The following is a 13,299-nucleotide window of genomic DNA, read 5'->3' as shown; positions in this document are numbered from 1 at the left end:
ACATGTCGGTTTCGGGGTAGGCGGCACGCCGAGAGCCGGCCAGGCGTCAGGGCAGCGGCGCCGGCGGCTCGTACGGGCCCAGCACCAGCCGGACCATCTCCTCCAGCCGGGTGCGGGCGTCGTCCAGGGTGGAACGGCCGGTCACCCAGGCCGTCAACTCGCCCTGCCAGGCGTGCCCCACCATGTGCCGCACCAGCTCCCCGGACGCCGACGGAACCTCCGGCAGCACCGCCCCCAGCGCCGCCCGGTCCGCCCGGGCCAGCCCCTGCAGGGCCTCGCTGGCGAACGGATCGGTGGAGGTCGCCACCGCCACCCGCAGCCGGGCCAGTTCGGGCTGCCGCTGGTACGCCCGCATCCCCCGGCGCACGAACCGCACCGCCCGCTCGGTCGGCGAGGCGCTGCGCCCCGCCCCCACCTCGCCCACCAGGTCGGCGAGCAGCAGCCGGTGCCAGTCCGCCATCGCCGCGGCCAGCAGATGATCCTTGGAGGAGAAGTACCGGTAGGCGGTACCGAGGGCCACTCCCGAACGCTCCGACACCTGCTTCATCTGGAGCCGTTCCACGCCGATCTCGGTCACCAGGGCCAGGGCGGCGGACAGGAGGGAGCCGCGGCGTTCGAGCTGACGGGGGGACATCGCCTCCACCGGACGAGGTGACAGGTCAACCTTGGTCACCCGAACCATGATACGGGGCGGCCCCGCACGGCGGTATGACGCGACAGGTCACCGCTCAATGACGGTTGGCCGGGCCGCCCGCGGGCCTCAGCCGGACGCGGGGCGCAGCTCCCGCAGCAGCGTCTCCTGCACGGCCGACGCCACCAGCGCCCCGTCGCGGTCGTAGAACTCGCCCATCGCCAGCCCCCGCCCGTCCGCGGCCGACGGGCTGCGCTGCGCGAACAGCAGCCACTCGTCGGCGCGGAACGGCCGGTGGAACCACATCGCGTGGTCCAGCGAGGCCAGCGCCACCCGCGACTCCGCCACCCGGTGCACCCGGTGCGGCTGCAGGTGCAGCGCCGTGGTGGAGGCCAGCGTCAGGTCGGACAGGTAGGTCAGCGCGCACACCTGCAGCAGCGGATCGTCCGCCGGCAGCCGGGCGTCCGTCTTCAGCCACACGAACTGCTGCGGCACGCCCGGCAGTTCGGGCGGCAGGCCGGGGGCGTCGGCCGGGACGAAACGCATCTGCAGGGCGCGGAAGATCGCCGCCCGCTCGTACTCCTCGGGGGCGTCGCGCCGCCAGGCCAGGTACGGGTCGGGCAGCTCCTCCGGGCCCGGCACCGGCGGCATGGCGCGCTGGCGGTCGCCCGAGGCCTCCGGGCGCTTGAACGACGCCGACATGGTGAAGATCGCCTCGCCGCGCTGCACCGCCGTCACCCGCCGCGTCGCGTACGAGTTCCCGTCCCGGGCCCGGTCCACCTGGTAGACGATCGGGCGGCGCGGATCGCCCGGCCGCAGGAAGTACCCGTGCAGGCTGTGCACCCGCCGCGTCGCCTCCACCGTCCGGCCCGCCGAGGTCAGCGCCTGCGCCGCCACCTGGCCGCCGAACGCCCGCAGCGGCGCACCCGCGTGACAGTAGCCCCGGAACAGGTTCTCGTCCAGCTCCTCGATGGCGAGCAGCTCGGTGAAGGAGGGCACGGCAGCAGGCGCGGGAATCGGCGGCAGAGCGGCAGAGGCGGTCACGCGGCACATGCTAGAACACGTTGCAGTACGGGGTGGGTGTGGAACGGATCACGTCCCCGGCGCCCGCGGCGGTGTCGGCGCTGATCGTTAGCGTGGCGCGCATGACCACGGCCGTTCACGCCTTCCGGTACCGGGCGCCCTCCGCCCTGCGCCCGCACCGGCTCGACCTCGCCACCAGCGGCGGCGCCACCCCGCACGGCGACGCCGAGCACCCCCGGTTCTTCGACGGCGCGCTGCGCCACCCCGACGCGGCCGCCGCCGCGCTGCTCGCCGTCGCCGACGTGGCCGCCGCCCGCTACCACCGGCCGCTCGCCGCCGCCTCGCTCGACCCCGTGGTCACCGCCGACGGCGAACGGCTGCGCTTCGAGTCCTTCTCCGGCTGCGGCGGCGTGCACGCCCGCTTGGACGTGCTGCCCGAAGGGCTCGACGGCGCGGCCACCGCCCTCGGCACCACCAACGTCGACGTGGGCCCCGCCCTGCGCGAGGCCCTGCGGCTGCGCGCCCCCGGCGAACGCCTCGCCCTCGGCGTCGGGGCGCAGCGGCTGGAGGTCGGCGTCGGGGCGCGGACGCTGGTCGAACGGCGAGTGCCGCTGCCGCTGCGCTGGCTCAAAGGGTTCGCCGAGACCCAGGTCCTCACCGCCCGGTTCGACCTGCGGGCCGAACTGTCCGGCCCCGAAGCCGTCCGCTTCCTGCGCGCCCTGCCCGCCGGCGGCCCCGGCGGCGTCCGCTGGGTGCTGCCCGCCGGCCCCGGGCTGCGCTTCGTCTCCCGGCCGACCGGCGGCGCGATCCGCCTGGCAGGACCCGAACGGCTCGCCGCGCTGCGGCCGCTGCTGCGGCACGCCCTTGGCCTGCGGATCTACGGGCCGGCCGACGCCAGCGCGTCCGCCTGGGAACTCGCGCTGCCCGGCGGACGGATCACGCTCACCCTCTCGCCGGACGCCTCGCGCGGCTTCTCCGGCGAGGGCGGACTGCTCGAACAGCTCGCCCGGCAGGCCGACGAGCCCGCCGGGACGGACGCGGTCGCCGCACTGCTGGCCTGGCAGCCCCGGATCGACCCGGTCGAACTGGCCGCCGACTGCGGCCTGCCCGCCGACCGGGTCCGCGCCGCCCTCACCCGCCTCGCCGCCGCCGGGCTGATCGGCCACGACCTCGCCGACGCCGCCCACTTCCACCGCCGACTGCCCTACACGGCCCCCCAGGCGGCGGACGCCAACCCGCGCCTGCGGGCCGCCCGCGAACTGCTCGCCGCCGGGGCCGTCGGGCCGGTCGAGGGCGACATCCGGGCGGTGACCGTCGGCGACCACGCCCACCACGTGCGGATCGGCCCCGACGGCCCCGCCGGCTGCACCTGCCGCTGGTGGGCCCGCCACCGGGGCGGACGCGGCCCCTGCAGCCACCTGCTGGCCGTGCGGACGATCGAGGACCAGGAGCGGCAGCGGTGAGCGAGGAGCACGACATGACGGACCTGGCGGCGGCGCTCCGGGCGCCCGCACTGTACCGACTCGCCCAGCTGGTCGGCGGCCTGGACGGCGCGCAGCGGCGGGCGCAGCTGCCCGGGCTGAAGGCGCTGCGACGCGAACTGCGGGCCGCGCCCGCCTCCCGGGCCGACACCTGGACCGCCCTGCTGGTGGTCGGCGCCGTCTGCCACACCGCGCCGTCCGGCGCCGCCGACTGGATCGCCCAGCGCGACTTCGACGACATCCAGCGCTGGGACCAGCCGCCCCTGCTGCTGCTCCTCGACGCCCAACCCGCCGACTGGCAGCGGGACGTGGCGCTGCGCCTGGCCCGCCGCCCCGCCGAGCGCACCGACTGGACCGCCTCCACCGCGTTCGCCGTCGCCGAACACCTGCTGCGCCGCTCCGCCACCCCGCCGCCCGCCGAGCCCGGCTTCGTCGTCGAGTGGATGCGCGACCGGGGCGACCCCCGGCCGCGCCGCCGGGAACCGAAGCTGCCGCCCGGCCCCGACCTGTACGCGCGACTCGTCCGGGACAGCTTCACCGCCGTCCTCGCCCCGTACGTCTTCGAGGCCGACACCGCCCAGCAGCTGTCCGGCCCCTGGGCCGCCAAGGACGACAGCCAGCGCTGGCCCGCCGTCCTGGCCCGGCTCGCCGCCGAACAGGTCATCGACCGGGGCGAGTTGATCGCCCGGGCCCTGGCCCGCCTGTTGCGCGGCGGCGGCGCCGGCGAACTGCGGAGCTACCTGGCGGCGCTCCGGACGCTGAACCCCACCGAGGACGAACTCGCCGTGAACCTGCGGGCGTTGACGGCGCTGCTGGACGGCCCCTCGACGCTCGCCGGGTACGCGCAGGAGCGCCTGATCGCCCTCGACCGGGCCGGGCGACTGGACGGGGCGACGGTGGTCGAAGCGTCCGAGGTGCTGCTCACCCGGCCGGAGAAGAAGCTCGTCCGCGCCCAACTGGCCTGGCTGGACCGGTTCGCGGCGCGCGCGCCCGAGGCGGCGCTGCGGGCGGTCGCGCAGTGCTACGGCCACCCGGACCGGCAGCTCCAGGAGCAGGCCCTCAAGGTGACCGGACGCCACCTGGCCACCGGCAGCCGGGAGTTGCTCACCGAGCTGCGGGCGCAGGCGCTGCTGCTCGACCCCGCGCACGCCGCCCTCGCCACCCGGCTGCTGGGCCTCGGCGTCGAGTCGGCCGAACCGGTGGCCGAACACGACCGGCTGCCCGAGCCGTTCCGGCCCGCGCCGATGCCCGCACCGCTCGGCAGCCCCGCCGAGGTGGCGGAGGAGCTCGCCGCGGCGCTCGCGGCGCAGGAGGAGGACAGCGTCGGCTTCGAACGGATCCTGGACGGGCTGGTGCGCTTCGCCTGGGCCGACCGGGACGCGCTCGCGGCGGCACTCGCGCCCGTCCGCACCGGGGAGGAGTGGCGGTCGCTCGGCATGCTCGCCAACGCCGTCACCGGGGCACTGCCGAAGCAGCGGACCTGGCTCTCGCTGCAGGACCCCAAGGCCAGCCCGTTCCGGACCTGGCAACTGCGCGGCGGCTTCGGCGGGTTCCTCGCCGCCCGGCTGGAGGAGATCGCCTGGCGGCTGTCCGGCGACCCCGTGCCGCTGCTGCTCGCCACCCCCACCCGCCGCGACGGCGCCATCGACCCGGCCGAACTCGCCGCGCGCCTCGGCCGGTACGAGACGCTCGGCATCGAACCTGGGCCGATGGACCTCGCGCAGGCACTGCTGCGGACCGTCCCCGACGGGGCGCCGGGCGTCGCCGACCAGCTCGGCAGCCCCGCCGGGGCGCGGCTCGCCGCCTGGCTGCGGGCCGGCGGGCTGCGGCGGCAGGAGACCACGCCGATACCCGCCGGGGTGGCGCGGCCCGGCGTGTGGATGACCGAGTGCCTGCGGTTCAGCGACCAACCCGGCCTGTCGGCGGACGAGTTGGCGATGCTCGGGGTGCCCGGCGCGGGTGCGCCCGGGGCGCGCTGGGCGGACGGGGTGCCGGATGCCGTCCGCACGCTGCTCGGCCCCGTCGAGCCGTTCCACCGGCGCTCCGAGGTCGAGCACTCCATGCCCGACGGGCGCTGGCTCGCCGTCCTGCCGCACCACCGGGAGGAGACCGCCGCCCGCCTGATCGGACAGTTCGCCGCCGCCGCCGAATCGGCGGCCGACCGGGGCGGCCCCCAGCTGCTCCCGCTGCTCGCCGAGACGGCCGGACCCGCCGGGTTCGCCGTCCACCAGGCCCTCGCCTACGGCCTGGGCGCGGCCACCCCCGAGGACCGCACCGCCACCGTCGACGCCGTGCTCTCCCTGGCCGCCCAGGGCGACCTCGATGCGGACCTGCTCGCCCGCGAGACCGGCGAACTCCTGCGCGCCGGCGCGCTCTCCGCGACCCGCCTCGCCGCCACCTGCACCGAACTGACCGCCGCCGGTGCCCCCCGCCTGACCTGGACCCTCCTCACCGGCGTCCTCCCCGCCGTGCTCACCCCCCACCCGCCCGCCGGAACTGCTGCCGTCCTCACCGCCGCCGTGGAGTGCGCCCGCCTGTCCGGAGCCCGGGGCCCGATCCCGGCCGTGACGGCCGCGGCGGCGAGCGGGGCCCGCAGCAAGCTGGCGGCGGAGGCGAAGGTGCTGGCGGGGCTGCTGGAGGAGTAGCGGGCGGACTGCCTGCCCGGCGGTCGCCGGGGACGGTGACGTCTGGTCGGAGCGGCAGGGGAAGGCCCGCAACCGCCCCCGCCGGTGCACGCGACGGGCGGGCCCGAAGCGCGGCCGGGTGCGCTCGACCAGGGCTCGCCGGTGTTCGCGGCACAGGCAGGCATGGCCGGTGGGGCTGCGGAGCCCGAAGGCGCCAGGCGGGCGGCCCGGCGCGAGCTCGGTTGGGGGTGGGGGCTGCTGCGCATGGCTGCGCATGCGTCGCGGGGGCTCGGGGGATTTCGGTGCGGCGGCTGCGCGTTGCTTCGCGTATGGCGTGGAGTGCGGGGCGGGGCGGGGCGGGGCTGGTGGGTGGCCGCGTGCGGGCGGGCCGGGCGCGGGCGGCTGCGCGTCGCGTCGCGTGGTGGCGTCGTGCGGGTGGGCGGGGGTGTGGGTTCGGCTTGCCGCAGGGGGCATGGCTCCGCATGCGTCGCGGGGGCTCGGGGGATTCCGGTGCGGGCGGCTGCGCGCTGCTTCGTGCGTGGCGTGGAGTGCGGGGCGGGCCTGGTGGGTGGCCCCGCGCGGGCGGGCACGGCGCGGGCGGCGGCGCCTCGCTTCGCGCGGTGGCCGCGTGCGGGCGGGCCGGGCGCGGGCGGCTGCGCGTCGCGTCGCGTGGTGGCGTCGTGCGGGTGGGCGGGGGTGTCGGGTCGGCTTGGGGCGAGCCCGGTGGGGAGCTGTCGCGCATGGCTGCGTATGCGTCGCGGGGGCCCGGGTGGCGGGGCGGCCACTTGCCCGGAGTCGTTTTGGAACGGTCGTTCTTGACTGACCGTTCTCGAATGTCTAGGGTCGTCGGCATGGGAAGACCACGTGCCTTCGACGAGGCCGAGGCCGTTCGGGCCGCTGCGGTGCTGTTCGCCGAGCGCGGGTACGACGGGACGTCGGTGGACGATCTGGTGCAGCGGCTCGGGGTGCACCGGGGCAGCCTGTACAAGGTGTTCGGGAGCAAGCGGGGGCTGTATCTGGCCGCGCTGCGGCAGCACTTGGAGGACGAGGTGCTGCCGACGGTGGCGGCGCTGACCGTCACCACCGGGCCGGCGGAGGCGCTCGCGCAGGCGGCGGGGGCGTTCGACGGCGGGGCGGCGGCCGGGCTGCTGCTGTCGGCGGCGGTCGGTCAGGCACCCACCGATCCGGAGGTCGCCGCGGTGGTCGCGCACGCGCTGCGGGCGCTGGAGCGGGCCCTGGCGGCGGTGCTGCGCGAGCCCGAGGACAGCGCGCTGATCGGCGCGCTGGCGGCGGGCGTGCTCGGGCTGCGGCTGCGCGACCGGGCCCTCGGTCCGGGGGCGTCCGCCCCGCAGGTCCGGGCGCTGGCCGCCCGGCTGGCCGGCTGACCGGCCGTCACACACATACACGAGAGGGAGGGTTCACCGACATGGCTCGACTGTCCGTCGACAACGAAACGCTGGTCGTGGAGATCGAGGGCCTGGACAAGCTCTGGGCGATCAAGAGCCGGATCGAGATACCGCTCGCCAACGTCCGCGGCGCGACCGCCGATCCGGGCGTCGCCGCGGAGCCCAAGGGCATCAAGGTCGGCGGCACCCAGTGGCCGGGGCTGATCACGGCCGGGCGGTTCCGGCGGCACGGCGAGCTGGTGTTCTGGGACGTGAAGAACCCGGCGAAGGCCGTGGTGATCGAGCTCGCCGACGAGCGCTACGCCCGGGTGATCGTCGAGGTGGACGACCCGCGCGCCGCAGTCGCCCTGGTCGAGGACGCCCTGCGGCACTGACACCCGCCCCGCCCGATCCGCTCTTCTGCCCATAGCGGGCCTGCTCCGTCCGGCCGCGCACGCGCGTGCGTCCGGGGGATGCGGCCCGTTCCGGCGTTTCGCCCACCTGCCCGTCGCGGCACGGATGCCTCGTCCCGGGACGGGCCGGTGGGGGATTTCGCGCAGTGTGGGCAGGAGCGGAGGTCGATGCCGGTGTTCGGGGCAGTCGGACGGATCAGATCCGTGGTCGGGGCCGTGGTCGGGGCGGCCGTGCTGCTCGGCGTGTTGCCGGCCGGGGCGACGGCGGGTCAGGAGGCCCCGTCGGTACGGGTGGTGACACCCCGGCTGGTGAAGGTGCTGGGCCTGCCGCGCCCGAACAGCCTGGACAGCGAGGTGCGGGCCGACTTCGTGATCGCGGTGCCGTCCGGCACCTCCCCCTCGCTGGTCCGCTACGACTGGAACGGCGACGGGAGCATGGACCTCACCGCCGTGCTGAAGACCGGCCCGGGCATCGACCAGGAGTACCAGATCGTCCGGCGCGAACCGATGGGCGGCGGCGAGGACTGGCTCTACATCACGCTGCGCGGCGACGGTGCGTTCGACAACTCGACCTGCCCGAACACCCCGGTGAACCTCAAGGCCGAGGTCACGGTGGGCTCGACCGTGGTCACCGTCCCGATGCCGCTGGACCAGCGCAGCTTCAACGCGTGCCCGGGCAACGGCCGGCCGCTGATGCGCCTGCCCTGGGACAACGTGTGGAACAGTGCGGACGGGAACAGCCAGGACGGCTGGGGCGTGGTCACCGCGGACGGGAAGGTCCCCGGCGACAAGTTCATCCTGGACGCCGACAACCCGCTGACCGGCAGCACCAGCGGCCAGAACGACTGCGGCGTCACCGACACCGTCTGGTGGCAGTTCGTCCACGAGGACGGCAGCCCGACCCGGCTGACGCCCAGCCCGGTGAAGGTCTCGGTGGTCTCCCACCACAACGACGTCGGCAAGCAGGTCGTGCTGCCCGCCGAGGACTTCGGCCCGGACGGCCCCGGCTACTACAAGTTGCTGGCCTGGCCCGAGGCCAGGAGCCGGGACGGCTCGGTGGACTGCTCCGCCCGGACCTGGCCGCCGGGCGACGTGGCCAACTCCTTCCAGGTCGGGTCGGTGTTCTTCGCCAGCACCACCCAGGCGCAGCTGGCCAAGTCGTTCAGCCCGACCAGCATGCCCGTGGGCGGCACCACCAGGCTGACCTTCACGGTCTCCACCGCCGCCGGCGCGACCGGCCAGAACGGCCTGGCGTTCACCGACACGCTGCCCGCCGGGCTGGTGGTGGCCCCGGTTCCCGCGCCGGAGACGACCTGCGGCGGCACCGTCACCGCCTCCGGCAGCACGGTCTCCTTCAGCGGCGGCTCGATCGGCCCGGGTCCGGCGACCTGCACCGTGTCGGTGAACGTGACGTCCTCGCCGACGACGGTCACCGCGACGCCGTGCCCCTCGGCCGCCGTCACCGACGGCGCGGACCGGATGAGCGGCCTGGCGCCGAGCAACCTGGTGCTGGCCTCCCCGTTCGGCGCCTGCGTCTCGCTCACCGGCGGGGCGACGCTGGTCAAGAGCGCCGACCGGACGTCCGCCGCGCCGGGCGAGTCGGTCCACTACCGGATCGTGGTGAGCAACCCCGGCGCCGCGCCGATCGCCGCGTTCAGCCTGCTGGACGACCTCTCCCAGGTCGTCGCGCACACCGGCGCGCCGACCGCACTGGCCGCCGTCGCCTCCCCGCCCGCCACGGTCGCGGCCCCGCAGTACGACGCCGCAAGCCGGGACCTCACCTGGTCGGGCAGCATCCCGGCGGCCGTCGGGGGCACGCCGGGGACGGTCACGCTCAGCTACACGGTGCGGGTGGGCGACCCGGTCGCGGCCGGCACCGACCTGGTCAACACCGTCACCTCGACACCGGACCTGTGCGCCGCGGCCGGGAGCACCTGCCGGGCGAGCGTCGTGGTCGGCGCGGCGACGGCGGACCTGTCGGTGGCGAAGGCCACCGTGGGCAGTACTCCCGTCGGCCCGGGCGAAACGTTTCAGTACACCGTGACCGCGAGCAACGCCGGCCCCTCGCAGGCCGTCGACGTCAAGGCCACCGACACCCTGCCCGCCCAGCTGTCGTTCGTCTCCTCCGCCGACGGGTGCACCGCCACCGGACAGACCGTCGGCTGCGGGCCGGTGGCCGGCCTCGCCGCCGGTGCGAGCAAGGCGTGGACCTTCACCGTCCGCCTCGATGCGGCGTACACCGGCGACGGCTCCGACATCGCCAACCGGGCGACCGTCTCCTCCGACACCGGCGACCCGAACCCCGCGAACAACACCGGTCCCGAACCCGGCGTCGGCCTGCCCGGCGGCGCTCCCGGGCCGGCCGTGGCCGACCTGGAGCTGAGCAAGGCCGCCGGGCCCTGACGACCACCCCGATCCCACCGGCGGCGCAACGGTGCGCCGCCGTGCCGTCCTCCCCCGAAAGGCGTCGAAAGCCATGGCAGGATTCGTTCGAAGGGCCCGGGCGGGCGCACTGCTCGCCTGCACGGCCCTGGCTCTGGAAGTCGTCCCCGCCACGCTCCCCGCAGCCCGGGCGGTGACCCCGGGCGACACCTTCACCTACACGCTCACCGTGAAGAACAACGGCCCGGCGGTGGCGCACAACGTGACCGCCACCGACACGCTGCCCGCCCACGTGAGCTTCGTGTCCTCGCCCGACGGCTGCACCGCCAGCGGACAGGACGTCAGCTGCGGGCCCGAGCCGACGCTCGGCGTCGGACAGACCAAGACCTGGAAGATCGTCGTCAAGCTCGACCCCGCCTACACCGGCGACGGCTCCGACCTCGGCAACGTCGCCGCGGCGAAGTCGGACAACACCGACGGCAACCCGTCGAACAACTCCAACCCGCCCGTGGCGCCGCCCGGCCCGTTCACCCCGGAAGCCGACCTGTCCGTCAACAAGGTGCCCGTCGGCAACGCCGTCGGCCCCGGCGAAACGTTTCAGTACACCGTGACCGCGAGCAACGCCGGCCCCTCGCAGGCCGTCAACGTCAAGGCCACCGACACCCTGCCCAGCCAGCTGTCCTTCGTCTCCTCCACCGACGGGTGCACCGCCACCGGACAGGACGTCAGCTGCGGACCGGAGGCGACGCTCGCCCCCGGCGCGAGCAAGGCATGGACGTTCACCGTCAAGCTCGATGCGGCGTACACCGGCGACGGCTCCGACATCGGCAACCAGGCCACCGTCTCCTCCGACACCGACGACCCGAACCTCGCCAACAACACCGGACCGACCCCGGCGGCCGGGCTGCCCGGCGGGACGGTCAACCCCGGCAACGCCGACCTGGAGATCTCCAAGGACGTCAGCGGCGGCACCCAGCCCGTCGCACCCAAGGCCCGGCCCGGCGCGGCGCTCGACGGCCGGCTGTCCGCGATCGCGCGGTTCCTCGGCGAGGAGCCGGTGAAATGACCGCAGGCGCATGGCGGTTCGCTGCCCGGATCGCCGTCGCGGCAGCCGTGCTGTCGTGCGCCGGCACCACGGGTGCGAGCGGGGCCGCGACCGGGAGCCCCCGTCGTCCGGCGGCCTCCGCATCCGGTGAGCAGACCTGGTCCGAGCTTCGCGGCACGGTCGACGTCCGCGCCGCGGAGCCGACCTCCCGGGTGGTCCACCCCGGCGACCTGCTCCAGTACACCCTGACCGCGAAGAACAACGGGCCGGCCGTGGCACGGAACGTGATCGCCACCGACGAGCTGCCCGCGAGCCTGACGTTCGTCTCCTCCGCCGACGGCTGCACCGCCGACGGCCGGACGGTCAGCTGCGGGCCCGAAGCCGTCCTCGCCGTGGGCGCCAGCAAGAGCTGGACGTTCCTCGCCCGACTGGACCCCGCCTACCTGGGCGATGGGTCCGACCTGGGCAACGTCGCCGTCGTCAGCTCGGACACCGGGGACAGCGACAGCGGCAACAACAGCACCCCGCCGGTCGTCCCGCCCGGCCCGATCGTCCCGGCGGCCGACCTGGCGATCACGAAGAAGCCGGTGGGCGACGCGCCCGTGCCGCCCGGAGCGACCTTCGACTACGTCCTGACCGTCACCAACAACGGGCCCTCCCGGGCCGGCCGGGTCCAGGTGACCGACACGCTGCCCGCGCCGCTGGCGTTCGTGTCCTCCCCGGACGGCTGCACCGCCGACGGGCAGAGCGTCAACTGCCCCGCACTCGCCGGCCTCGACGTCGGCGCGTCCCACACCTGGACCGTCACCGTGCGGCTGGACGCCGACTACTCCGGCGACGGCTCGGACGTCCGCAACCGCGCCGCCGTCTCCTCCGACACCGACGACCCGAACCCGGCGAACAACACCGCCGAAGCGGGCCTGCCCGGCGGCAGGACCCCCCGCGCGGTCGCCGACCTCGCCGTCGAGAAGACCGCCACCGGGCCGCAGGTCGCCCCCGGCGAGAGCGTCCCGTACACGATCACCGTCACCGACAACGGCCCCGGCGACGCCGAGCACGTGGTGCTCACCGACCGGGTGCCCGCGCCGCTGACCTACCTGTCCTCGCAGCCCGCCGGCTGCCGGTACGACGCCGCGACCCGCGAGCTGACCTGCCCCGTCGCGGACCGGATGAGGCCCGGCGAGCAGATCGTCTACACCCTCGCCCTGCGGCTGGACCCCGCCTACCGGGGCGACGGCTCGGACGCGGTGAACACCGCCACCGTCACCGCCGCCACCGTCGACCCGAACACCGCCGACAACACCGACAGCGCGCCGCTGCCGTCCGGCGGCCACCCGGCGAAGCCGAAGCGGGACGTGGCGGTGCAGGCCCGGCTCGCCACCGACCGGGCCACCCCCGGCGAGAGCGTCCGGCTGGAGACCCGCCTGCACAACAACGGCCCGTCGGCGACCGGCGGGCAGGGCGTCCAGACCGTCACGCTGCCCGCCGGGCTGACGTTCGCCGGCCCGCTGCCCCCGGGCTGCACCGCGAGCAGCCCCACCGAGGCGGTGTGCGCGATCCCGCCGGGCCTGGTCCCCGACAGCGCCGACGTGACGTACGGGTTCACCGTGCTGGTCTCGCCCGACGCGGGCGCGGACCTCGTGCTGACCGGTCACAGCCACGTGGACGAGCCGGGAGACGACGTCCCGGCCGACGACGACGCCGGGTTCACGCTGCGCACCGGCGCCCCGTCGGCGGACCTGGCCCTGGCCAAGCACGTCGACCTGCCGGACGGGAAGGACCGGATCGATCCGGGCGACACCGTCAGTTACACCCTCACCGTCACCGACCGCGGCCCGTCCGCAGCGGTGAACGTCCGGGTCGCCGACCCGCTCCCGGACGGCCTGCGGTTCGTCTCCGCCTCGGACGGCTGCGCGCCGAGCGGCCGGGTCGTCGACTGCGGCCCGGTCGCCCGGCTGGAGCCGGGGGAGCAGGCGGTCTTCCGGATCACCGTGCGGCTCGACCCGGCGGCCGCCCGGGCCGGGACGACGGTGGAGAACCTCGCCACCGTCTCTGCGGACACCGCCGATCCGGACCTGTCGAACAACAGCGGCCGGGCCGCGCTGCGCATCGGCGCCGCCGCCGGGCCGACCGCTCCGCCGCTGCCGGCCACCGGCTCCGGACCGGCGGCGGCGCTCGCCGCGACGGCCCTCGCGGCCCTGCTCGCCGGCGGGACGCTCGCCGCGACGGCGCGCCGCCGACACCGCCGGCAGGGGTAGCCGACGGAAACGCATCGACCGGCCGGGCGCGGGCCCGGCCGGTCGGTGCGTTTCGGG

Annotated in this window: 9 protein-coding genes; 7 read left to right on the top strand and 2 right to left on the bottom strand. The window is 75.9% G+C overall.

Annotated elements, in window-relative coordinates:
- Positions 1–46: 46 nt before the first annotated feature.
- Positions 47–673: a TetR/AcrR family transcriptional regulator gene (locus tag ACWEMJ_RS10160; RefSeq protein WP_452136527.1), complete on the bottom strand. Its 627-nt coding sequence runs from the start codon at positions 671–673 to the stop codon at positions 47–49.
- An 87-nt stretch (positions 674–760) separates the two neighbouring features.
- Positions 761–1,684, bottom strand: a complete 924-nt coding sequence (locus tag ACWEMJ_RS10155; protein ID WP_452136526.1) for an acyl-CoA thioesterase — start codon at positions 1,682–1,684, stop codon at positions 761–763.
- 92 nt (positions 1,685–1,776) lie between these two features.
- On the opposite strand from ACWEMJ_RS10155, the gene ACWEMJ_RS10150 reads away from it, so the two are divergent.
- From ACWEMJ_RS10150 to ACWEMJ_RS10120, 7 genes are all read left to right on the top strand, one after another.
- Positions 1,777–3,117 (top strand): SWIM zinc finger family protein, encoded by a 1,341-nt coding sequence (locus tag ACWEMJ_RS10150; RefSeq protein WP_452136525.1) that lies wholly within the window; start codon positions 1,777–1,779, stop codon positions 3,115–3,117.
- Positions 3,114–5,780 (top strand): DUF6493 family protein, encoded by a 2,667-nt coding sequence (locus ACWEMJ_RS10145; RefSeq protein ID WP_452136524.1) that lies wholly within the window; start codon positions 3,114–3,116, stop codon positions 5,778–5,780. Before ACWEMJ_RS10150 ends, ACWEMJ_RS10145 begins: the two co-directional genes overlap by 4 nt.
- 830 nt (positions 5,781–6,610) lie before the next feature.
- Positions 6,611–7,144, top strand: coding sequence for a TetR/AcrR family transcriptional regulator (locus ACWEMJ_RS10140; RefSeq protein ID WP_452136523.1), 534 nt, complete (start codon positions 6,611–6,613; stop codon positions 7,142–7,144).
- 41 nt (positions 7,145–7,185) lie between these two features.
- Entirely contained in the window at positions 7,186–7,539 is a 354-nt protein-coding gene (locus tag ACWEMJ_RS10135) for a hypothetical protein (protein ID WP_452136522.1), read from the top strand.
- A gap of 222 nt (positions 7,540–7,761) precedes the next feature.
- Positions 7,762–9,960: a DUF11 domain-containing protein gene (locus ACWEMJ_RS10130; protein ID WP_452136521.1), complete on the top strand. Its 2,199-nt coding sequence runs from the start codon at positions 7,762–7,764 to the stop codon at positions 9,958–9,960.
- A gap of 73 nt (positions 9,961–10,033) precedes the next feature.
- On the top strand, positions 10,034–11,005 hold the full coding sequence (locus tag ACWEMJ_RS10125; RefSeq protein ID WP_452136520.1) for a DUF11 domain-containing protein: 972 nt from the start codon (positions 10,034–10,036) through the stop codon (positions 11,003–11,005).
- Positions 11,002–13,242: a DUF11 domain-containing protein gene (locus tag ACWEMJ_RS10120; protein ID WP_452136519.1), complete on the top strand. Its 2,241-nt coding sequence runs from the start codon at positions 11,002–11,004 to the stop codon at positions 13,240–13,242. The genes ACWEMJ_RS10125 and ACWEMJ_RS10120 overlap by 4 nt, the downstream gene beginning before the upstream one ends.
- Positions 13,243–13,299 lie beyond the last annotated feature (57 nt).

The organism is Kitasatospora sp. NPDC004531 (assembly GCF_053602195.1).
This window is presented reverse-complemented; position numbering and strand designations above follow the sequence as displayed.

What these genes read in the sequence shown, in the direction of transcription:
- ACWEMJ_RS10155 (WP_452136526.1), bottom strand. Translation starts at nt 1,684, where the DNA reads ATGTGCCGCGTGACCGCCTCTGCCGCTCTGCCGCCGATTCCCGCGCCT.
- ACWEMJ_RS10150 (WP_452136525.1), top strand. Translation starts at nt 1,777, where the DNA reads ATGACCACGGCCGTTCACGCCTTCCGGTACCGGGCGCCCTCCGCCCTG.
- ACWEMJ_RS10140 (WP_452136523.1), top strand. Translation starts at nt 6,611, where the DNA reads ATGGGAAGACCACGTGCCTTCGACGAGGCCGAGGCCGTTCGGGCCGCT.
- ACWEMJ_RS10135 (WP_452136522.1), top strand. Translation starts at nt 7,186, where the DNA reads ATGGCTCGACTGTCCGTCGACAACGAAACGCTGGTCGTGGAGATCGAG.
- ACWEMJ_RS10125 (WP_452136520.1), top strand. Translation starts at nt 10,034, where the DNA reads ATGGCAGGATTCGTTCGAAGGGCCCGGGCGGGCGCACTGCTCGCCTGC.
- ACWEMJ_RS10120 (WP_452136519.1), top strand. Translation starts at nt 11,002, where the DNA reads ATGACCGCAGGCGCATGGCGGTTCGCTGCCCGGATCGCCGTCGCGGCA.